This is a genomic window from Variovorax sp. (genome assembly GCF_035634955.1).
Taxonomy (GTDB): Bacteria; Pseudomonadota; Gammaproteobacteria; order Burkholderiales; family Burkholderiaceae_C; genus Variovorax.
In genome coordinates, this window is sequence record NZ_DASQBZ010000010.1 from 56,397 (window position 1) to 76,004 (window position 19,608).

20 protein-coding genes and 1 tRNA gene are annotated in these 19,608 nt (G+C 66.3%); 14 read left to right on the top strand and 7 right to left on the bottom strand.

Annotation, left to right across the window (positions count from 1 at the left end; genetic code table 11):
• The first annotated feature begins 75 nt into the window (after window positions 1-75).
• The 10 genes from iscR (at window position 76) to VES41_RS04280 (ending at window position 7,006) form a co-directional block, all read left to right on the top strand.
• Window positions 76-612 (top strand): Fe-S cluster assembly transcriptional regulator IscR, encoded by a 537-nt coding sequence (gene iscR, locus VES41_RS04235; protein ID WP_324813410.1) that lies wholly within the window; start codon window positions 76-78, stop codon window positions 610-612.
• A gap of 88 nt (window positions 613-700) precedes the next feature.
• Window positions 701-1,921, top strand: a complete 1,221-nt coding sequence (locus VES41_RS04240) for an IscS subfamily cysteine desulfurase (protein WP_324813413.1) — start codon at window positions 701-703, stop codon at window positions 1,919-1,921.
• Window positions 1,922-1,956: 35 nt separating this feature from the next.
• A complete protein-coding gene (gene iscU / locus VES41_RS04245; protein ID WP_324813416.1) occupies window positions 1,957-2,370 on the top strand; it encodes a Fe-S cluster assembly scaffold IscU in 414 nt (137 codons plus the stop codon).
• A gap of 2 nt (window positions 2,371-2,372) precedes the next feature.
• A complete protein-coding gene (gene iscA / locus VES41_RS04250; RefSeq protein ID WP_324813418.1) occupies window positions 2,373-2,696 on the top strand; it encodes an iron-sulfur cluster assembly protein IscA in 324 nt (107 codons plus the stop codon).
• A gap of 61 nt (window positions 2,697-2,757) precedes the next feature.
• Complete coding sequence (hscB, locus tag VES41_RS04255) at window positions 2,758-3,276, top strand: Fe-S protein assembly co-chaperone HscB (RefSeq protein ID WP_324813421.1); 519 nt, start codon at window positions 2,758-2,760, stop codon at window positions 3,274-3,276.
• A 5-nt stretch (window positions 3,277-3,281) separates the two neighbouring features.
• On the top strand, window positions 3,282-5,150 hold the full coding sequence (gene hscA, locus VES41_RS04260) for a Fe-S protein assembly chaperone HscA (protein ID WP_324813424.1): 1,869 nt from the start codon (window positions 3,282-3,284) through the stop codon (window positions 5,148-5,150).
• A gap of 19 nt (window positions 5,151-5,169) precedes the next feature.
• Window positions 5,170-5,508: an ISC system 2Fe-2S type ferredoxin gene (gene fdx / locus VES41_RS04265; RefSeq protein WP_324813426.1), complete on the top strand. Its 339-nt coding sequence runs from the start codon at window positions 5,170-5,172 to the stop codon at window positions 5,506-5,508.
• A 6-nt stretch (window positions 5,509-5,514) separates the two neighbouring features.
• Window positions 5,515-6,240: a DNA polymerase III subunit epsilon gene (dnaQ, locus tag VES41_RS04270; RefSeq protein WP_324813429.1), complete on the top strand. Its 726-nt coding sequence runs from the start codon at window positions 5,515-5,517 to the stop codon at window positions 6,238-6,240.
• Between the two features lie 101 nt (window positions 6,241-6,341).
• Window positions 6,342-6,416, top strand: a tRNA-Val gene (locus VES41_RS04275).
• A gap of 164 nt (window positions 6,417-6,580) precedes the next feature.
• On the top strand, window positions 6,581-7,006 hold the full coding sequence (locus tag VES41_RS04280) for a VOC family protein (protein ID WP_324813431.1): 426 nt from the start codon (window positions 6,581-6,583) through the stop codon (window positions 7,004-7,006).
• Window positions 7,007-7,008: 2 nt separating this feature from the next.
• On the opposite strand, the gene VES41_RS04285 is transcribed toward VES41_RS04280, so the two are convergent.
• Window positions 7,009-8,181, bottom strand: a complete 1,173-nt coding sequence (locus VES41_RS04285; protein ID WP_324813433.1) for a multidrug effflux MFS transporter — start codon at window positions 8,179-8,181, stop codon at window positions 7,009-7,011.
• A 149-nt stretch (window positions 8,182-8,330) separates the two neighbouring features.
• Between VES41_RS04285 and VES41_RS04290 the strand changes: the two genes are divergently transcribed.
• The 3 genes from VES41_RS04290 to VES41_RS04300 all read left to right on the top strand — a co-directional run bounded on the left by VES41_RS04290 (window position 8,331) and on the right by VES41_RS04300 (window position 10,630).
• Complete coding sequence (locus VES41_RS04290; RefSeq protein ID WP_324813435.1) at window positions 8,331-9,428, top strand: NAD(P)/FAD-dependent oxidoreductase; 1,098 nt, start codon at window positions 8,331-8,333, stop codon at window positions 9,426-9,428.
• Window positions 9,429-9,523: 95 nt separating this feature from the next.
• Window positions 9,524-9,835, top strand: coding sequence for a DUF883 family protein (locus tag VES41_RS04295; protein WP_324813437.1), 312 nt, complete (start codon window positions 9,524-9,526; stop codon window positions 9,833-9,835).
• A 93-nt stretch (window positions 9,836-9,928) separates the two neighbouring features.
• Window positions 9,929-10,630: a phage holin family protein gene (locus VES41_RS04300; RefSeq protein WP_324813439.1), complete on the top strand. Its 702-nt coding sequence runs from the start codon at window positions 9,929-9,931 to the stop codon at window positions 10,628-10,630.
• 16 nt (window positions 10,631-10,646) lie between these two features.
• Here VES41_RS04300 and VES41_RS04305 read toward each other — a convergent pair whose 3' ends face one another.
• Window positions 10,647-11,708, bottom strand: a complete 1,062-nt coding sequence (locus tag VES41_RS04305; RefSeq protein WP_324813442.1) for a quinone-dependent dihydroorotate dehydrogenase — start codon at window positions 11,706-11,708, stop codon at window positions 10,647-10,649.
• Between the two features lie 46 nt (window positions 11,709-11,754).
• On the opposite strand from VES41_RS04305, the gene rpiA reads away from it, so the two are divergent.
• Window positions 11,755-12,441: a ribose-5-phosphate isomerase RpiA gene (gene rpiA / locus VES41_RS04310; RefSeq protein WP_324813444.1), complete on the top strand. Its 687-nt coding sequence runs from the start codon at window positions 11,755-11,757 to the stop codon at window positions 12,439-12,441.
• Between the two features lie 52 nt (window positions 12,442-12,493).
• Here rpiA and VES41_RS04315 read toward each other — a convergent pair whose 3' ends face one another.
• The 5 genes from VES41_RS04315 to VES41_RS04335 all read right to left on the bottom strand — a co-directional run bounded on the left by VES41_RS04315 (window position 12,494) and on the right by VES41_RS04335 (window position 19,563).
• The gene (locus VES41_RS04315; RefSeq protein ID WP_324813446.1) at window positions 12,494-13,162 is read right to left on the bottom strand and encodes a glutaredoxin domain-containing protein; all 669 of its coding nucleotides are present in this window, start codon (window positions 13,160-13,162) and stop codon (window positions 12,494-12,496) included.
• A 112-nt stretch (window positions 13,163-13,274) separates the two neighbouring features.
• On the bottom strand, window positions 13,275-15,341 hold the full coding sequence (locus VES41_RS04320; protein ID WP_324813449.1) for a M3 family metallopeptidase: 2,067 nt from the start codon (window positions 15,339-15,341) through the stop codon (window positions 13,275-13,277).
• Between the two features lie 116 nt (window positions 15,342-15,457).
• Window positions 15,458-16,309 (bottom strand): bifunctional methylenetetrahydrofolate dehydrogenase/methenyltetrahydrofolate cyclohydrolase FolD, encoded by an 852-nt coding sequence (folD, locus tag VES41_RS04325; RefSeq protein ID WP_324813451.1) that lies wholly within the window; start codon window positions 16,307-16,309, stop codon window positions 15,458-15,460.
• A 75-nt stretch (window positions 16,310-16,384) separates the two neighbouring features.
• A complete protein-coding gene (locus tag VES41_RS04330) occupies window positions 16,385-17,017 on the bottom strand; it encodes a response regulator transcription factor (RefSeq protein ID WP_324813454.1) in 633 nt (210 codons plus the stop codon).
• Window positions 17,014-19,563: a PAS domain S-box protein gene (locus VES41_RS04335; RefSeq protein ID WP_324813456.1), complete on the bottom strand. Its 2,550-nt coding sequence runs from the start codon at window positions 19,561-19,563 to the stop codon at window positions 17,014-17,016. Before VES41_RS04335 ends, VES41_RS04330 begins: the two co-directional genes overlap by 4 nt.
• Window positions 19,564-19,608 lie beyond the last annotated feature (45 nt).

The window sequence follows — 19,608 nt, forward strand, 5'->3', positions numbered from 1 at the left end:
CAGTTAGGGCGGAGACGAGGTCACCGGGGTCACGAGTCCTGGTGTTTTCAACGGTAAGCACATAAGGAGCTTGCGATGCGTCTCACTACGAAGGGCCGTTTTGCGGTCACAGCCATGATCGATCTGGCGCTGCGCCAGAACTCTGGCCCGGTCACGCTGGCTGCAATCAGCCAACGGCAGCAGATTTCGCTTTCCTACCTGGAGCAACTGTTCGGCAAGCTGCGTCGCCATGAACTGGTCGAATCGACGCGCGGGCCCGGTGGTGGCTATTCGCTGGGCCGCAAGGCGACCGAGATCACCGTGGCCGACATCATCGTGTCGGTCGACGAACCGATCGACGCCACCCAGTGCGGGGGCAAGGAAAATTGCCTGGGCGAAGCCGGTCGTTGCATGACGCACGAGTTGTGGGCCTCGCTCAACCAGCGCATGGTGGAATTTCTGGATTCCGTCACCCTGCAGAAGCTTGTGGACGACCAGCTCGCCAAGGGCGTCACGGTCGAGAACAAGCCGGCAGTCAAGCGCGCGATCTCCTCGCAGCCGGTCGTCAAGCCGATCCGCGTCAACGCGCCCAACTCGGTTTTCGCGCTGGGCAACGTTTTCGCCAAGTCTTGATGTGAAGCAGGGCGCGGCACTGGGCCTTCGGGCCGGGTGCCCTGGCGCCTGATCAACCGAACCATTTCCACGCCAGCACGAGCCAGCCATGGACGTCACTCCTCATTTCCCCATCTATCTCGACTACGGCGCCACCACGCCGGTCGACCCCCGCGTGGTCGACGCGATGATTCCCTGGTTGCGCGAGCACTACGGCAATCCGGCGTCGCGCAGCCATGCCTGGGGCTGGGAAGCCGAAGAGGCGGTCGAGAAGGCGCGCGGCTACGTGGCCGAACTGGTAGGCGCCGATCCGCGGGAAATCGTCTGGACATCGGGTGCCACCGAATCGAACAACCTGGCGATCAAGGGTGCCGCACATTTCTACCAGGGCAAGGGCAAGCACCTGATCACGGTCAAGACCGAGCACAAGGCAGTGCTCGACACGATGCGCGAACTGGAGCGCCAGGGCTTCGAGGTGACTTACCTGGACGTACGAGAGGACGGCCTGCTAGACCTGGACGCCTTTGCGGCCGCCATCCGGCCGGACACGGTGCTGGCAAGCGTCATGCTGGTCAACAACGAGATCGGCGTGATCCAGGACATCACGGCCATCGGCAAACTGTGCCGCGAAAAGGGTGTCATCTTCCACGTCGACGCCGCGCAGGCGACCGGCAAGGTGGAGATCGACCTGGCCAAGCTGCCGGTCGACCTGATGAGCCTGGCATCGCACAAGACCTACGGCCCCAAGGGCATCGGAGCGCTGTACGTGCGCCGCAAGCCGCGCATTCGCCTCGAGGCGCAGATGCACGGCGGTGGCCACGAACGTGGCATGCGCTCCGGCACGTTACCGACCCACCAGATCGTGGGCATGGGCGAAGCCTTCCGTCTGGCGCGTGAAGAAATGGCGCAAGACGTCGCCAAGGCCCGTGCGCTGCAGAAGCGCCTGCTGGACGGACTGAAGGACATCGAGCAGGTCTTCATCAACGGCGACCTCGAGCAGCGCGTGCCGCACAACCTGAACATCAGCTTCAACTTCGTGGAAGGCGAATCGCTGATCATGGGCATCAAGGGCCTGGCGGTGTCGAGCGGTTCGGCCTGCACGTCGGCCAGCCTAGAGCCCAGCTACGTGCTGCGCGCCCTCGGCCGCAGCGACGAACTGGCGCATAGCAGCCTGCGTATGACGATCGGCCGCTTCACCACCGAGGAAGAAATCGACTACGCCGTCTCGACCATCCGTCACAACGTGGCCAAGCTGCGCGAACTCAGCCCGCTGTGGGAGATGTTCAAGGACGGCGTCGATCTCAGCACCATCCAATGGTCGGCGCATTGACGGCCGAGCACGACACAACGAGATAGAGGTACCCCATGGCATATTCATCCAAGGTCATCGACCACTACGAGAACCCCCGCAACGTCGGCTCGTTCGACAAGGGCGACGACAGCGTCGGCACCGGCATGGTGGGCGCGCCGGCTTGCGGCGACGTCATGAAGCTGCAGATCAAGGTCAACCCGGAAACCGGTGTGATCGAGGACGCGCGCTTCAAGACCTACGGCTGCGGCTCGGCCATCGCTTCGTCCTCGCTCGTGACCGAATGGGTCAAGGGCAAGACGCTGGACGAGGCGGCAGCGCTCAAGAACGCGCAGATCGCCGAGGAACTGGCTCTGCCGCCGGTCAAGATCCACTGCTCCATCCTGGCCGAGGACGCCATCAAGGCGGCCGTGAGCGACTACAAGCAGAAGCACGGCGCCGCGACGACGGTTGCCGAGGCCACGCATTGAAGATGACGGTCACGCTTACGGAGGCTGCAGCGCGCCACGTCAACAAGTACCTCGCCAAGCGTGGCAAGGGCCTGGGCGTGCGCCTGGGCGTCAAGACCACTGGGTGCTCGGGCCTGGCCTACAAGCTCGAGTATGTGGACGAGGCTTCGCCGGAAGACGTGATGTTCGAGGACCATGGCGTGAAGGTGATGGTGGACCCGAAGAGCCTGGCGTACATCGACGGCACGCAACTGGACTTCGTGCGCGAAGGCCTCAACGAGGGCTTCAAGTTCAACAACCCGAACGAACGCGACCGCTGCGGCTGCGGCGAGAGCTTCAGGATCTGACGCCGCCGGCCCCGCGCCCAAGCCGCCATCAAGACTTGTTGGCGGCTTTTTTCTGCTTTCCATGCAACTAGACGCCACCGATTTCGAGATATTCGACCTGCCGGCCACATTCGCGCAGGAGCGCTCGGTGCTGGACGCACGATGGAAAGACCTGCTGCGCGAGGCACATCCCGACCGGTATGCTGCGCAGGGCGCCGCCGCCCAGCGCGTGGCGATGCAATGGTCGGTGCGCATCAACGAGGCCTACCAGCGTCTGAAGGACCCCGTGCGCCGCGCCGCCTACCTGTGCAAGCTTAACGGGGCGCCTGTCGATGCCGAGCAGAACACCGCAATGCCGCCGGACTTTCTCGTGCAGCAGATGGCCTGGCGCGAGCAACTCGACGACGCGCACGATGTCGCCAGCCTCCAGGCGCTGCATGACGAAGTCGACGATGCGCGCCGCCGCGCCTTGTCGACCCTCGACTGGCAGATCGACGAAAAAGGCGATTTTGCCGGCGCTGCCGCGCAGGTCAGAGCCCTCATGTTCATTGAGCGCATTGCGGGCGATGTCGAGCTTCGCCTCGACCGATTGGGACAATAGCTCCAATGGCACTACTTCAGATTTCCGAACCCGGCCAGGCGCCGGATCCGCACCAGCGTCGCATTGCCGTGGGCATCGATCTCGGCACCACGCATTCGCTGGTGGCGGCGGTGCGCAGCGGAGTGGCTGAATGCCTGCCCGATGACCAGGGCCGCATGCTTCTGCCCTCGGCGGTGCGCTACCTCGAAGGCGACCGGCGCCAGGTGGGCCACGACGCCTTGGCGGCGCGCGGCACCGATCCGGCCAACACCATCACGTCAGCCAAGCGACTGATGGGGCGTGGCCTGGCCGACATCGCGCGGCGCGATGCGCTGCCGTATGAACTTGCCGAGGCCGAAGGCCAGGGCGGCATGGTGCAGGTGCGCACGCGCGCGGGCCTGAAGTCGCCGGTCGAAGTCAGCGCCGAGATTCTCGCCACACTGCGGTATCGCGCCGAAGACACCTTCGACCAAGACCTCTATGGCGCCGTCATCACCGTACCGGCCTATTTCGACGAAGGACAGCGGCAGGCGACCAAGGATGCGGCGCAACTGGCCGGCCTGAACGTATTGCGCCTGATCAGCGAGCCGACTGCCGCCGCCATTGCCTACGGACTGGACAACGCGGCCGAGGGCATCTATGCGGTCTACGATCTGGGCGGCGGCACGTTCGACGTTTCCATCCTGCGCCTGACCCAGGGCGTTTTCGAAGTCATCGCCACGGGTGGCGACTCCGCACTGGGCGGCGACGACTACGACCACGCGCTGGCCGACCTGGTGATGGCGCGCACAGGCCTGACGCTGGCGGGCGACGCCGACAAGGCAGCATTGATGATCGCCGCGCGTGCGGCCAAGGAATCCCTGACCGACGCCGACGCCACCACGCTGGTCGCGCAGTTGTCCAGCACCCGTATCGAGCATGCATTGACGCGCAGCGACTTCGAGCAGGCGACGCAACCGCTCACCGCCCGCACGCTGGCTGCGGCCCGCAAGGCGATGCGCGATGCCGGACTGAAGGCCGACGAGTTGCAGGGTGTGGTCCTGGTGGGAGGCGCTACGCGCATGCCGCAGGTGCGCCGCGCCGTGGCCGAATTCTTCGGACGGGAGCCCTTCGTCGACCTGAATCCGGACGAGGTGGTGGCGCTGGGCGCCGCCGTCCAGGCCAATCAGCTGGCCGGCAACGGAGGCAGCGACGACCTGCTACTGCTGGACGTGATCCCGCTGTCGCTCGGACTGGAAACCATGGGGGGGCTGGTGGAGCGCATCGTGCCGCGAAATACCACCATCCCGACCGCCATGGCACAGGACTTCACCACCTACCAGGATGGCCAGACCGCCCTGGCCCTGCATGTCGTGCAGGGCGAGCGCGACCTCGTGGCCGATTGCCGGAGCCTGGCGCGTTTCACGTTGCGCGGTATTCCGCCGATGGCCGCCGGCGCGGCGCGAATTCGCGTCACATTCACCGTCGACGCCGACGGACTGCTGAGCGTCAGCGCCCGGGAGCAGACCAGCGGCGTCGAGGCCGGCGTGACGGTCAAGCCGTCCTACGGACTGTCGGACGACCAGATCGCGCGCATGCTGCAAGAGAGCTTCAGTACGGCGTCGCAGGACGTGGCGGCCCGTGCCTTGATCGAGGCGCGCGTGGAAGCCGAACGCATGCTGCTGGCGACCCGCAGCGCGCTCGACGCCGATGGAAATGCGCTGCTCGCGGCTGATGAACGCGCCCGGATCGAGACGCTGATGCAGGACGTGGACCGCGCGCGGGGGTCGACCGATGCCGCCGCCATCGACGCCGCGGTCAAGGCCCTGGCGGACGGTACGGAGGCGTTTGCGGCGCGCCGAATGAACCAGGGCATTGCCCGGGCCTTGTCGGGTCGTGCGATCGAGTCTCTCTGAGCGTTTCCAAGTTCTTTTCATGCCCACCATCAAGATTCTTCCGCACGCCGAGTACTGCCCGACAGGCGCAGAGGTAAGCGCGCCAGCCGGCACCTCGATCTGCGAGGCGCTGCTCGACAATGACATCCCGATCGAGCACGCCTGCGAGATGAGTTGTGCCTGCACCACCTGCCACGTGATCGTGCGCGAAGGCTTCGCCTCGCTCAACGAGTCCGACGAGGCCGAAGACGATCTGCTCGACCGCGCGTGGGGCTTGACGCCTCAGTCGCGCCTGAGCTGCCAGGCCATCCTCGCGCAGGACGACGTGACCATCGAGATTCCCAAGTACTCGATCAACCATGCCAAGGAAAATCACTAGATACGCATGAGCCGACTTATCGTTCTGGATACCGAGACCACCGGCCTTTCGGCCGAGGACGGCGACCGTGTCATCGAATTGGGCTGCGTCGAGCTCTACAGCCGCAAGCTCACCGGCAACGACCTGCACCTGTATTTCAACCCGGAGCGCGACAGTCACGAAGACGCGCTCAAGGTGCACGGGCTGACCACCGAATTCCTGTCGGACAAGCCCAAGTTCGCACTTTGCGCGCAAGAGATCGCCGACTATCTCGGCGGGGCCGAACTGATCATCCACAACGCGGCGTTCGACGTCGGGTTCCTGAACAAGGAGTTCGAGCGCGCCGGCCTCAAGCCTCTGCGCCACTACGTCGCTGACATCACCGACACGCTGGCCATGGCCAAGGCGGTGTATCCGGGCAAGCGCAATTCGCTCGATGCACTTTGCGACCGGTTCGGTATCGACCGATCCAACCGCACGTTCCACGGCGCCAAGCTCGATGCGCAACTGCTGGCGGACGTCTACATCAACCTGACGCGCGGCCAGGACGCACTGCTGATCGACGTCGGCAGCAACGAGCCGGAGCAGGGCAGGGTGCTGGACGTGGACCTGCGCAGCTTCTCGCTGCCGATCATTACGGCCAATGTGCAGGAGATGGCCCTGCACGACGAGATCCTGCTGCAGCTGGACAAGTCCAGCAACGGAAAAACGCTCTTTCGCGCCGAAGCCGTCCAAAATGTGTCTATAATCTAAGGCTTCGCACAACGCGCTGGGTGAATCGAGAATCGCTCGATAATCCAACGGCGCCAAGCGCGATGATCCAGCTCCCTGCAGGCCGCGGCCTGCAGCGGCTCGGGCGGTTAGCTCAGGGGTAGAGCACTGCATTCACACTGCAGGGGTCAGTGGTTCGATCCCACTACCGCCCACCATTCATACGTTCCCTCATCAGCAGCAAGCTGCATCCGGCAGGCGTTCAAAGCCCTGCGGGCGCCTTGGCGTGCGTTGCCGCACTACCATTCAAGGCTTTCAAGCTGCGGCGGGAGTTCGTCCTTGCAGGTCTCTCGTCGCCATCCCACGACCCGCGGAGCCCGCCATGCAACTTTCCCCGTTTCACCTCGCCATTCCCGTTCACGACCTTCCCGCGGCGCGCCGTTTCTATGGCGAAGTGTTCGGTCTGGAAGAGGGTCGTTCCAGCGAACAGTGGGTGGACTTCAACTTCTACGGGCACCAACTGGTGATTCATGCGCATCCGATCACGCCGTCCCAGGAGAGCGCCCATACCAACGCGGTCGACGGACATGACGTGCCGGTGCCGCATTTCGGCATCGTGCTCGACTGGGCTCAGTGGGAGGCGCTGGCCGAGCGCCTCAAGTCGTTCGACACTCCGTTTGTCATCGAGCCGTACGTGCGCTTCAAGGGTCAGGTGGGCGAGCAGGCCACGATGTTCCTGCTCGATCCCTGCGGAAATGCCCTGGAGTTCAAGGCCTTCAAGGACATGAGCCAGTTGTTCGCCAAGTAATGTCAGGCCGCGCCGAGGCCGACGTCCGGTGCGGTGCGGCGCACGATGCGAAAGCTCAACTGTGCAACGATGGAGGCTGCGAGCAGCACGGCCGCGGCCATGACGCCGTGATCATGGCCGAGACCGACTGCGGCGGTGCTGATCGCTCCGATCGCCATTTGCCCACTGCCATAGATGCCGGAAGCCGAGCCAGCCACTGACGGCTGGATACTCATCGCCTTGGTGATGACGGCAGGGCTGCAGATGCCGGCGCCGACGCAGTAGAGGAACATGGTCGCCATCACGCTGGTGACGCTGGCCGGCCCGTGCGCCAGTTGCAGCATGAGGGCCGCTGCGCAAGCCGTGCTGAGCGTGTTGCCCGCCAGCATGATGCGCGTGAGCCGGCCGCGGGCGGCCAGCCGTGCCGAGGCAAAGTTGCCGATCGAGACGCCGACGATCAGCAGGGCCAGGCAGGCGCCGACCATCGTCACCGGCTGGCCGAATCGCTCGCCCAGCAGGAACGGTGCGGCGGCAACGAATGCGTAGAACGACGCCGTTGCACAACCACCGCCGATCACACAGCCGAGAAAGGCCGGCGAACGCAGCAGGATCCCGTAGTCCGCCATCACCGACCGTGAAGCGGCGCCTGACTGCCGCGGTGCGCGAGTCTCCGGGAGCATGCGCCACGTAGCCACGAAGCCGGCTACACCCAACAACACGAAGATCGCGAAGATCCATCGCCAGCCCAGGGCCGTGACGACGAGCCCGCCGATCAGCGGCGCCAGGCCGGGCCCGACCATGGTGATCAATTGCATGGTGGCCAGCCGGCGCATCGTGTCCTGCGGGCTGGCGGTGTCGCGCACTATCGCGCGTGCCAGCAGCAGGCCGGCGCAGCCGCCCAGCGCCTGCATGAAGCGCGCTGCGACGAGCAGCCCCACCGACTGAGCGAGCATGCAGACCAGGCCAGCCAGGGCGAACAGGCCAAGGCCGAACAGCAGCGTTGGCCGGCGGCCGATGTGGTCGGAAACGGGTCCGTAGACGAGTTGGCCCAGGGCCAGTCCGACGATGTAGAGCGTGATGGTCGACTGGATGGCGGCCGGGCTGGTGGCCAGGTCCCGAGCCGCCTCGCCCAGCGCGGGCACGAACATGTGCATGGCCAGCGTGCCGCTGAGGGTGACCAGCACGAGGAGCCACAAGGGCGGGGCTGGTACCGGCGACAGGCGATTCACGGCGGGAGATGTTAGCGCAGCGCTTCTTTCCGAGCGGCGCAGGTGGATTTGCGCGCGTCGGCGCAGCCGTCTGAGCCTGGGGCCAACGGTACGGTTGCAGGCCTTAAGCTCGCTGCATGGAACAGATCGATAGCGTGGTCATTGGGGCAGGGGTTGTCGGGCTGGCTGTTGCCCGCGCGCTGGCTCTTGCCGGACATGAGGTGCTGGTGCTCGAAAGCGAAGGCGCCATCGGAACCGGCACCAGTTCGCGCAACAGCGAAGTTATTCACGCCGGCATCTACTATCCGCAGGGCTCGCTCAAGGCGCGCCTTTGCGTGGCGGGGCGCCATGCGTTGTACGCCTACGCTGCCGAACGCGGCATCGGCCATCGGCGCTGCGGAAAGCTGATTGTCGCGACGCAGCCGTCCCAGCTGGCTGATCTCGAATCCATCATGGCGAAGGCGCGCGCGAATGGCGTCGACGATCTCGTGCTGCTGGACCGCGACGAAGCCGTGTCGATGGAGCCGCAGCTGAGCTGTGTGGCGGCGGTGCACTCGCCCAGCACCGGCATCATCGACAGCCATGCCTTCATGCTGGCGCTTCAGGGAGATCTCGAGAACGCCGGTGGCGTCGTGGCGTTCAAGTCACCCGTCGTGGGGGTGCGCCTTCATGGCGGCGCGATCGAACTCGAAACGGCCGACGGCACAGCGCTGCGCTGCGCTCGGCTGGTCAATGCGGCCGGCCTGGGAGCGCCGGCGCTCGCGCGCGCGTTCGAAGGGCTGCCGCCGACCGCCGTGCCCCAAGCCTACTTTGCCAAGGGCAGTTACTTCGTTCTTGGAGGGCGTGCACCTTTTGGCAGATTGATCTATCCCGTACCTGAACCGGGCGGCCTTGGCGTGCACCTCACGCTTGACCTGGGTGGCCAGGCGAAGTTCGGGCCGGACGTGCAATGGGTGGACTCGCCGGACGACCTTGTCGTCGAGCCCGCACGCGGCGACGCTTTCTACGCCGAGGTGCGCAAGTACTGGCCGGCCTTGCCGGATGGGGCGCTCAGCGCCGGATATGCCGGCATCCGGCCCAAGATTTCGGGCCCGGGAGAGCCCGCCGCGGACTTTGTCATCCAGGGCGTCGAACAGCACGGCGTGCGTGGATTGGTGAACCTGTTCGGCATCGAGTCGCCGGGCCTGACCAGCAGTCTCGAGATCGCCCGATGTGTCGCCGACATGCTCGAATAACGGTAGACGCATGTAACATGCACTTCTGGGCCATGACATCACGTGTCGTGGAAATGACTGTCGGTTTGTCACCGGTTAAGCAAGGAGGATACAAAATGTCTACATCTACCGCCAACCTCGAGGCAGCAGCCAACCAGGTCGTGGAAGATATCGCCAACGACGTGCGCGGTGTGTTGTCGAGCGAAGAACTCGGTTCGATTCCTCGCGTGAAGGCGCTGCGCCAACGCGTCGACGCCAAGCTGGCCATTGCCCGTGAACTCGCCTCCGAAAAGGGCAAGCTGGCGGCCAAGAAGGCGCGCGAGGCGGCCGGCACCGCCAACGCCTACGCCCATGACGAACCGTGGCAGATCGCCGGTGCCGCTCTGGCGGTGGGCGTTCTGGTGGGTCTGCTGATTGGCCGGCGCTAAGACGCAGAGACCGTCCGGCGTGCGGCCGGGCGGCCTTCCATTGCCGCGGGTCCGCGAGCGTGCCGCGCTTGCCGGAGGCAAGGGGGCGAGGGAATGAACCCGGTTACCAGTCGCCTGTTGGCAGTGACCGGGCTGAGCCGGCGGATCCAGAAAGTCAAGATTGCCGCCGGCGAGAGCGCCCTGGCGGCGGAGGACCGCGCGCAACTGCTGCGCTTTGCCTGGGAGGGCGAGCGCGACCGCGTGCGGCTTCTGCTGCTGCTTGTCGTCGCCGTGATGGGTTTGACCACGGTCGCGGTTGCGCTGTTGTCCGTGGCGGTCGTCGTCCATTTCTGGGAAACGCCGCAACGCGCCACCGCTGCGTGGGCCGTGGCTGCTGCATGGGGCGTCGTCTGGATCGTCTGTGTCACCTGGATGTGGCGCGTGCTGCATCGCAAGTCGCCAGCCATCGAAGACGTGCAACTCCAGTTCGCGCGTGACTGGCACTGGGTTCAGGCCCAGATCGGCAGCCGGCCCGCCAACCGCGCACTGCGCCAGCCTCGTCCGGCGACGCGCGAGGAACTGCTCGCGCGCATGGAACGCCAGCGCGAGCGCATCAGGACCTTGCAGCATCCACCGCCGGGCTCCGGGGCGGCGCGACAGGACAACGACCTGAGTGCCACGCTGACGGAACTCGTGCGCGAGCATCCGGTCGCCACGGCAGCGGTCGCTGCTGCCGTCGTTGCTGCCGTCAAGCCGCGGCGCGTCGTGCGGCTGGCGACCTGGCTGGCCCCGATCATCTGGCGGATGCGCCAGTAGCGAAGCGGCGGTAGGCTCAGGGGCGGGCGCCGCTGCGCGCCAGCGCCTGGGCCGCTTCACGCACCAGTGCCGGCCCCTTGTAGATGAGGCCGGTGTAGATCTGCACCAGGTCGGCGCCGGCCGCGATCTTGTCTCGTGCATCGTTCGCGCTCATCACGCCGCCCACGCCGACGATCGGAAAGTGCGGACCGAGAGCGGCGCGCAGCTGGCCGATCACCCGGTTGCTGGCGTCGCGCACGGGCGCGCCGGACAGGCCGCCTGCCTCGTCGGCGTGGCGCAGGCCTGCCACGGCATCCCGTGACAATGTGGTGTTGGTCGCAATGACGCCGTCCATGCCGGTGCGCTTCAAGGTCGCGGCGATCAGGCCAACCTGCGCTTCGTCGAGGTCAGGGGCGATCTTCACAAAGAGGGGCACCCGGCGGCCACTTGCAGCGTTCAATATCTCCCGACGCTCGGCGATTGCGCTGAGAAGGCCGTCAAGCGCCTCGTCGCCCTGCAAGCTGCGCAGGTTGGCCGTGTTCGGGCTGGAGATATTGATGGTGACGTAGTCGGCGTGGCCGTAGACGCCGTCCATGCAGGCCAGGTAGTCGTCCGCCGCGCGCTCGATCGGCGTCGCGGCGTTCTTGCCGATGTTCAGGCCCAGCAGCATGGGCGCGCGCGCGCCATGCCGGCGAAAGCGCGCCTGCTGCACGTTGCGCAGGAATGCGTCCAGCCCTTCATTGTTGAACCCGAGGCGATTGATCAGCGCCTCGCGTTCGGGCAGGCGAAAGATGCGCGGCCGCGGGTTGCCGGGCTGGCCCTTCGGCGTCACGGTGCCGACTTCGGCAAAGCCGAAGCCCATGGCGGCGAAGGCGTCGATGCAGCGGGCGTTCTTGTCCAGGCCGGCGGCCAGGCCGATGCGATTGGGAAACCTCAGTCCTGCCAACGCCACCGGATCGTCCACCCGTGCCCGTGAGTACAGGCATGCCAGCGGCGTATTCTGGGTACGGGCCAGCGCCTCCAGTGTGATCTCGTGGGCCTGTTCGGCATCCAGGCCGAACAGGAAGGGGCGGGCCAATCCGTAGGGAACGAGCGACATCGGATAATCGGAGACTTCTTGCAGTAAAGACCAGGATTGTCCCCCAATGAACACCCCAGCCCCGACCCAGGATGAACTCAAGGCGCAAGTCGCGCGCGCGGCGCTGGCCTACGTCGAGCCCGGCACGATCATCGGAGTGGGTACCGGGTCCACCGTCAATAAGTTCATCGAGGCATTGGCCGACGTCAAGGGCACCATCCGTGGCGCGGTGTCCAGTTCCAACGCTTCCACCGAACGCCTGCGGGCCCTCGGCATCGAGGTGTTCGATTGCAATGACGTGGAGGAATTGGGCGTCTACATCGATGGCGCCGATGAGATCGATGGCGGCGGCCACATGATCAAGGGCGGCGGAGCCGCACTCACGCGCGAGAAGATCGTCGCAGCCCAGTCGCGCCGCTTCGTGTGCATTGCCGATGCCTCCAAGCGAGTGCAGACGCTGGGCGCCTTCGCGCTGCCGGTGGAAGTGGTGCCAATGGCGACTTCCCGAGTGATCCGACAGTTTGCGGCGCTCGGCGGCGTGGGGCGGGTGCGCCTGAAAGACGGCGCGCCACTGGTGACCGACAACGGGCAGCACATCGTGGACGTGTCCGGGCTGCGCATCGAGCAGCCGCGGGAGTTCGAGTTGACCGTGAGCCAGTGGCCGGGCGTGCTGACCGTGGGCGTATTCGCGTTTCAGCGCGCGCAGGTGTGCCTGCTGGGCACGCCCAGCGGGGTGGAAACGCTGACGTTCTGATCGGCGAGCGAACGGCGCAGCGCCGGCCGCCGGGTTCGCGCTTGGGGCGCTGCTAGAAGCGAATGCCCGCGGGATTCTCGGGGGTGGGCCCTTGCACGGGCGCGGGGGGCGGCGCCGCGGGGGCTACGGGGCTGGCGGCCGGCGCCTGGGCGTCGACCGGAGGCGCAGCGACGGCTACGAGAGGCGCCGGCGCACTCTGGCGGTAGCCGGGTGGCAACTGCGAGCTCGGCGGGTAGCCCGCGGCGTCGAGGTATTGGCTCCACTCGCCGTCGAGGAACCCAAGCAGCTGTTGGCTGCCGATGGTGACCACCGGCAGGCCGTTCTGCCCGGTCAGGCGTTGCAAGGCGGCCCCGTCTTGCGGCGTGGCGATCGTGCGTTCCGTGTAGGGTACTCCGCGCGTGACAAGCAGACTGCGCCCTGCGTCGCAAGGCTGGCAATCGCTGCGCGTGTACAGGGTGACAGGGTAGCGCTGCACCACCTGCCGCAGCGCGTAGGGTAGAGCCGCCCCGTCGTCGCTCCCGCTGGATGCACTGCCAGATGCGGCAACCGCGCCGCCTTGCGCCGACGGGGGCTTGTCCGTGAAGGTCACGCGACCGCTGCCGTCAACCTGTCGATAGACCTGCTGCGCCCACGTCGGGGCGCAAGCCAAGGTCAGCGCGACGGCGCCGAGGGTCAGGGTGCCGCGCCACGGCCTGGCGAAAGGAAGAACGGAGCAAGGCATGGGCAGAGTATGCCAAGCGTTGTCGCCGCGCAGGCTGCCACCGTGCAACGATTGCCGGTCGACGACGCGAAAACGCCACTCAGGCGTCGCGTCGTCCGCTTCCTGTTCGTCGTCAGGCAGCCTTGCTGGCGTGCGCGACCATGCCCTGATGGCGCAGCAGGGCATCCAGTTCCGGCGCACGGCCGCGGAAGGCCTTGAACGATTCGATGGCGGGGCGGCTGCCGCCGGCTTCCAGGATGGCCGTGCGATAGCGGCGACCGGTCTCGACGCTGGGCCGGCCGTCGGCATCCGTGCTTTCCTCGAACGCGGCGTAGGCATCTGCGCTCAGTACCTCTGCCCACTTGTAGCTGTAGTACCCGGCCGCGTACCCGCCGGAAAAGATATGGGTGAAGGTGTTGGGGGTGCGGCTGAACGGCGCGGAGGGCATGACCGCCACTTCGCTGCGCACCTTGCCGAGCAGCGCCATGACGTCGCCGGGCTGCGCCTTGGCCGCGTCGTATTCGGTGTGCAGCAGCATGTCGAACAGCGAGAACTCGATCTGGCGCAGGGTTTGCAGCCCGCTCTGGAAGTTCTTGGCTGCGATCATCTTGTCGAACAGTGCGCGCGGTAGCGGCTCGCCGGTATCGACGTGGGCGGTCATGTGGCGCAGCACTTCCCATTCCCAGCAGAAATTCTCCATGAACTGGCTGGGCAGTTCGACTGCGTCCCACTCCACGCCGCTGATGCCGGAGACGTCGCGCTCGTTCACCTGGGTCAGCATGTGGTGCAGGCCATGCCCGAATTCGTGGAACAGCGTGATCACGTCGTCATGGGTGAGCAGCGGCGGCTTGCCTTCGACACCATCGGCGAAATTGCACACCATCTGGGCGACCGGCGTCTGCACGCGGTTGTCGTCCGGTCGCAGCCAGCGGGCGCGCACGTCGTCCATCCAGGCGCCGCCGCGCTTGCCCGGGCGCGCGGCCGGGTCGAGGTAGAACTGGCCGACCTTCTGCATGCCTTGCGCGGTGCTGCGCTCGATGCGATAGAACTCGACGCCGGGATTCCACACCGGCGCGGTGTCGCGGCGGATCGAGACTTCGAACAGCGTCTCGACGATCTTGAACAGGCCCGCAAGCACCTTGGGTGCGGTGAAGTACGCCTTGACCTCCTGCTCGCTGAAGGCGTAGCGGCTTTCCTTGAGCTTCTCTCCGATGTAGCTCCAGTCCCAAGGCTGCGGGTCCGCGATGCCCAACTGCTCGGCCGCGAAGGCACGCAGATCCGCGAGGTCCTGCAGGGCGAACGGGCGGGCCTTGGCTGCGAGGTCGCGCAGGAAGTCGGTCACTTCCTTGGCCGAGCCGGCCATCTTGGGCACCAGCGAGAGTTCGCCGAAATTGGGAAGGCCCAGCAACTGGGCTTCCTCCTGGCGCAACGCCAGAATCTCGCCGATCAGGGCGGTGTTGTCGAAGGCCGGGTCGCCCAGTTCGCTCGCGCGCGTGGCATACGCGCGGTACAGCGTCTCACGCAGCGCGCTGCTGCGGGCGAACTGCATCACCGGCAGGTACGACGGCATCTTCAGTGTGAGCTTGTAGCCCGGCTTGTCCTCCGCCTGCGCGGCGGCACGGGCCGTCGCGACCACGTCCTGCGGTACGCCGTCGAGTTCTTCCTTCGTGCCGTAGTAGGCAAAGGCGTCGGTCGCGTCAAGGGCGTTCTCGCTGAACTTCTGGCTGAGTTCGGCGGAGCGTTCCTGGATCTGCGCGAAGCGCTCCTTGGCGGCGCCTTGCAGTTCCGCGCCGCCGAGCACGAAATTGCGCATCGCGTTGGACAGGGCCTGTCGCTGCTCGGCATCGAGGACGGTGGGGTCGATCGCCTTGTACTTGGCGTACAGGCGCTCGTCGGAGCCCAGGCGCGTCCAGAAGGCGGTCACGCGCGGCATGGCCTCGTTATAGGCAGCGCGCAGCGCCGGTGTGTCGGCCACGGCGTTGAGGTGCCCGACGGCTCCCCAGGCCCGCCCCAGACGCTCGGTGGCCACGTCGAGCACGCGCGCAATGGCGCGCCAGTCGGCCGGGAACTGCGGTTGCGTGACTTCTTGCAGCGCGGCTTCGGACTGCGCGAGCAACTGGTCGATCGCCGGCGCGATGTGCTCCGGCTGGATCTGGTCGAACAGGGGCAGGTCGGCGAAGTCGAGAAGAGGATTGCTCATGGCGGACAGTTGGGGTGTTGGCTGGAGATGTCAAGGCAAGCGGCGCGGCCGAGGCCCAAGAATGCCAGAAGCCGTCGCCCCGCCGGCGCGAGGGGGAACTGGCGCGCCGCTACCGCTCAGGCCGACTGGCGCTCGGCCGCTTCCAGGGTGTTGACCAGCAGCATGGCGCGGGTCATCGGCCCGACGCCTCCTGGCACCGGCGTGATCCAGCCCGCTACCTGGCGTACGGCGTCGAAGTCGACATCCCCGCACAGCTTGCCCTCTTCGTTTCGGTTCATGCCGACGTCGATCACCACTGCGCCGGGTTTGACCATGTCGGCGGTGAGCACGTTGCGCTTGCCGACTGCCGCGACGACAACGTCGGCCTGGCGCGTGATGGCCCCCAGGTCTGCCGTGGCGCTGTGGCAGATGGTGACCGTGGCGCTGTGCGCCAGCAGCATCATCGCCATTGGCTTGCCCACGATATTGCTGCGCCCGATGACCACCGCATGCTTGCCGCGCAACGGGTAGCCGATGGATTCGATCATCTTCATGCAGCCGTATGGCGTGCACGGACGAAAGCCCGGCGCGCCGGTCATCAGGGCGCCGGCGCTGGCGATGTGGAAGCCGTCGACGTCCTTGGCCGGCGAGATCGTCTCGATGACCTTCTGGCTGTCCATGTGCGGAGGCAGCGGCAGCTGCACGAGAATGCCGTGCACGGTGCCGTCGTCGTTGAGCTCATGGATGCGGGCCAGCAGGTCGGCTTCGCTCAGGCTGGCCGGGTAGGTCTCGAGCCGCGCGTCGAGACCGGTGGCGGTGCTGTCGTTCACCTTGTGCCGCGTATAGACCTGGCTGGCGGGGTCTTCGCCGACCAGGATGATGCGCAGGTGCGGCTGCACGCCCCGTGCCTTGAGCGCCGCGGTGCGGCTGGCGACCTCGTCGCGGATGGTGCGGGCCAGGGCGTTGCCGTCGATGATTTGGGCTGTCATAGGTATGTGCCTTTCGGAGCCGGAATGCAAAACGCCCGCTCAGTGCCTGGGCGGGCGTCTCGGATGGGATGGTGCTCAGGCCTTGGCTGTCGGCGCGGCCTGTCCCAATGCGATCTTGAGCAGGTCGGCCACCGTGTTGGCGTTGAGCTTCTCCATGATGTTGGCGCGGTGCGCCTCAACGGTCTTGATGCTGATGCCCAGGTCGTCGGCGATCTGCTTGTTCAGGCGGCCGGCAACGATTCGCTCGAGCACCTGCGCCTCGCGGCCGGTCAGCTTGGACAGCAGGGCGTCGCGGCTGGCCGATTGCTGGTGCTGGGCGAAGGTCTCGCGGGCATGTTCGAGCATGCGCTCGACCAGAGTAACGAGGTCTTCGTCGTTGAAGGGCTTCTGGATGAAATCCATCGCACCCTTCTTCATCGAGTCGACGGCCATCGGCACGTCGCCGTGGCCGGTGATGACCACGATCGGCAGCGGCGAGCGCCGCTCGATGAGCTTGTCCTGCAGCTCGAGGCCGGTCATGCCGCCCATGCGGATGTCGACGATCAGGCAGGCGACCTCGCGCGGGTCGTAGCGGGAGAGGAACGATTCTGCGGAGTCGAAGCACCGGACCCGGTAGTCCTTGCCCTCGAGCAGCCATTGCAGCGAATCGCGCACGGCCTCGTCGTCGTCGACGACATACACCGTACCTTTTTTCGGGATCAAACTCATGCAGGTACCTTTGCCTCGTCGCTTGCCAATGAATGCATGGAGTCGAGTACCGGAATCCAGAACGAGAAACGGCACCCGACTATCTCCGTTCCATTGTAGATGTTCTCCGCCTGCATCCGGCCCCGGTGCGACTCCACGATGGTGCGACACAGGTTGAGGCCGATGCCCATGCCTTCGGGCTTGGTCGAGAAGAATGCCTCGTACAGCCGCTCCATGACTTCGGGTGCCAGGCCAAGGCCGGTGTCCTGCACCGAGAACTCCACCGCCGGGTGGCCGTCGACCGTGCGGGGCAGCACGCGCAGTTCGACGCTTCGGCGCGCCGGCGGGCGCTGCGCCAGGTCGATCGCCTCGGCCGCGTTGCGCAGCAGGTTGACGAGCACCTGCTCGATCAGGATCGGGTCGACCTGCAGAACCGGAAGTCGCGCTGCCACGTAGTGGTTCAACCGCACGTTGCGCCGACGCAGTTCGATGCCGGCGAGTTCCACGGCCTCGCCGACCATCGTGGCGGCGTCTGCGGCGGTACGGTTGGGTTCGCTGCGCTTCACGAAGGTGCGGATGCGCTGGATGATCTGCCCGGCGCGCTGCGCCTGGCGAGAGGTTTTCTCGAGTGCCGACAACAGAGAGTCGGCATCGATCTGCTGGCCGCGTATGCGCGAGACCATGCCGTTGCAATAGTTGGTGATCGCCGCCAGTGGCTGGTTCAGTTCGTGCGCAACGCTGGAAGCCATTTCGCCCATGGTGATCAGCCGGCTCGCGGCTTGCGCGCGGTCGGCCTGCTGGGCGTATTGGTCCTCGGCGTCGCGGCGGGGCGTGATGTCGGTGGCGATGACCATTTGGGCCAGCCGGCCGTCGACCCAGGTCAGGTAGCGCGAGCGCACTTCGAGCCACTTGCCCAGGTCGGTGACGAAGATCTCGTTGTTGGCCGGCTGCGCGCCGGTCAGCGTGTCGATGGGGAGGCCGGCAAATGCATCGACTTCATCCAGTGCGTCGTCGTGTGTCGTGGCCGGAGGCACGCCGGCCTGGGCCACCATGCTCAGGTGACCCACCGTGTTGGAGCCGAACCAGAGGCGGTATAGCTTGTTGGCGAACAGCAGTTCCTCGCTGCCGATGGGCGCCACCGAGATGGCGGCGTCCAGCGCCTCGAGCACCGTGGTGAAGCGCTCGTACGAGGCCGACAACTGTTCGCGGATGCGGGTCGGCTCGGTGATGTCGGTCATCGACGTCATCCAGCCGGTCTGGTGTCCGCGCGCATCGATGAGTGGCGATACGTAAAGGCGCGCGTTGAAGACCGTGCCGTTCTTGCGCTTGACCCGCACCTGGAAGCCCCCCGGCAGGGAGCGGCCGTGCAGTTCTTCTTCCAGCCGCTCGTTCATGATCTCGCGATCGGCCTCGAGCCAGTAGGGAAAGGGCGGCGACTGGCCGACCAGCTCGTCCTCGTCCCAGCCGGTCATCGCGCAGAATGCGGCATTGACGTAGGAGATGCGGCCATCCAGGTCGAGCACGCGCATGCCGGTGGGCATGGAGTTTTCCATGGCGCGACGGAAGTTGGTTTCGGCCACCAGCGCTTCCTGTGCCGCCTGTCGTCTGCGCGTGTGGCGCCAATTGCCGATCAGGATCCAGCTGGTGAGCACGCTCAGTGCCATCACGAGCCAGAACAGGCCGTTGCCGACGAGGCCCTGGGAGGTGCGGTACCCCTGGCCGCGCAGGTTCAGCCCGTTGCCCACCGGCGAGACCGGTACCTCGTACTCCTTGACCTTCTTCGACCACGGCAGGAAATGAACCGGGGGCTCCACCGGGTTGACCGTGTTGCCCGCGATCAGCTTGCCCTTGCCGTCGAGGAGCGAGACCGCATAGCGCGCCGAGACCTCGGGCGGAATTCCGTAGCGCAGCAGGGCGTCGACGGAGAACTCGCCGAGCACGACCCCGGCGAAGAGTCCCTGGTCGAACATCGGTATGTGCAGTTGCAGGACGCTGGCTGGGACGTCGGCGCCCGCGGCGGGCTGCGAGAACACCGGTTGGCGCAACTCCCGCGCCAGCGCATAGTTGGTCTCGATGTCGCCGGGCCTCAGAACGTCGCCCAGCAGGTGCTGCTGGGCCGGATGCACGCTTGGTGCGGAGTACACCGCGAGGAAGCGCCGCCGGTCGTCGATCCAGCTGATGGCCTGCAGTTCAGGGTACTGGCTGGACAGCGACTCCGCCCGGCTGGTGAACTCGGCGGCATCGATCTCGCGCGTGCCGGCGTCGCGGGCGATGCGCATGAGCTGCTCCTGGCGCTCGAGCAGGCGCAGGCGCAATTGCTGCTGCGCGTATTCGACGTCGCGCTTGACCGACTCCTGTTCGCGCTCCAGTTCCTCGGCGCGCAAGTACCAGAACGCGGCCACGATAGCGGCCAGGAACAGCAGCACCGCGGCCAGCGGGGCCAGCATCGCCAGGGCGTCCTGGATTCTCGGCGTCTGGCGACGCCACCAGCGTCGCCAGAGAGCGAACGGAGACAGTGGCGCGCGAGCCTTGGGCTGCGCGTCCTTGGGCAAGAGCGGGGACGCCATTGCGGAAGTGTAGGGGAGGCGCAAACGGCGCGATTGAGCACGCAC

What these genes read in the sequence shown, in the direction of transcription:
- VES41_RS04295 (WP_324813437.1), top strand. Translation starts at nt 9,524, where the DNA reads ATGTCTACATCTACCGCCAACCTCGAGGCAGCAGCCAACCAGGTCGTG.
- fdx (WP_324813426.1), top strand. Translation starts at nt 5,170, where the DNA reads ATGCCCACCATCAAGATTCTTCCGCACGCCGAGTACTGCCCGACAGGC.
- VES41_RS04290 (WP_324813435.1), top strand. Translation starts at nt 8,331, where the DNA reads ATGGAACAGATCGATAGCGTGGTCATTGGGGCAGGGGTTGTCGGGCTG.
- VES41_RS04320 (WP_324813449.1), bottom strand. Translation starts at nt 15,341, where the DNA reads ATGAGCAATCCTCTTCTCGACTTCGCCGACCTGCCCCTGTTCGACCAG.
- VES41_RS04315 (WP_324813446.1), bottom strand. Translation starts at nt 13,162, where the DNA reads ATGCCTTGCTCCGTTCTTCCTTTCGCCAGGCCGTGGCGCGGCACCCTG.
- VES41_RS04335 (WP_324813456.1), bottom strand. Translation starts at nt 19,563, where the DNA reads ATGGCGTCCCCGCTCTTGCCCAAGGACGCGCAGCCCAAGGCTCGCGCG.
- VES41_RS04330 (WP_324813454.1), bottom strand. Translation starts at nt 17,017, where the DNA reads ATGAGTTTGATCCCGAAAAAAGGTACGGTGTATGTCGTCGACGACGAC.
- hscA (WP_324813424.1), top strand. Translation starts at nt 3,282, where the DNA reads ATGGCACTACTTCAGATTTCCGAACCCGGCCAGGCGCCGGATCCGCAC.
- VES41_RS04300 (WP_324813439.1), top strand. Translation starts at nt 9,929, where the DNA reads ATGAACCCGGTTACCAGTCGCCTGTTGGCAGTGACCGGGCTGAGCCGG.
- rpiA (WP_324813444.1), top strand. Translation starts at nt 11,755, where the DNA reads ATGAACACCCCAGCCCCGACCCAGGATGAACTCAAGGCGCAAGTCGCG.
- VES41_RS04240 (WP_324813413.1), top strand. Translation starts at nt 701, where the DNA reads ATGGACGTCACTCCTCATTTCCCCATCTATCTCGACTACGGCGCCACC.
- VES41_RS04280 (WP_324813431.1), top strand. Translation starts at nt 6,581, where the DNA reads ATGCAACTTTCCCCGTTTCACCTCGCCATTCCCGTTCACGACCTTCCC.
- VES41_RS04305 (WP_324813442.1), bottom strand. Translation starts at nt 11,708, where the DNA reads ATGTCGCTCGTTCCCTACGGATTGGCCCGCCCCTTCCTGTTCGGCCTG.
- iscR (WP_324813410.1), top strand. Translation starts at nt 76, where the DNA reads ATGCGTCTCACTACGAAGGGCCGTTTTGCGGTCACAGCCATGATCGAT.
- iscA (WP_324813418.1), top strand. Translation starts at nt 2,373, where the DNA reads ATGACGGTCACGCTTACGGAGGCTGCAGCGCGCCACGTCAACAAGTAC.
- iscU (WP_324813416.1), top strand. Translation starts at nt 1,957, where the DNA reads ATGGCATATTCATCCAAGGTCATCGACCACTACGAGAACCCCCGCAAC.
- folD (WP_324813451.1), bottom strand. Translation starts at nt 16,309, where the DNA reads ATGACAGCCCAAATCATCGACGGCAACGCCCTGGCCCGCACCATCCGC.
- hscB (WP_324813421.1), top strand. Translation starts at nt 2,758, where the DNA reads ATGCAACTAGACGCCACCGATTTCGAGATATTCGACCTGCCGGCCACA.
- dnaQ (WP_324813429.1), top strand. Translation starts at nt 5,515, where the DNA reads ATGAGCCGACTTATCGTTCTGGATACCGAGACCACCGGCCTTTCGGCC.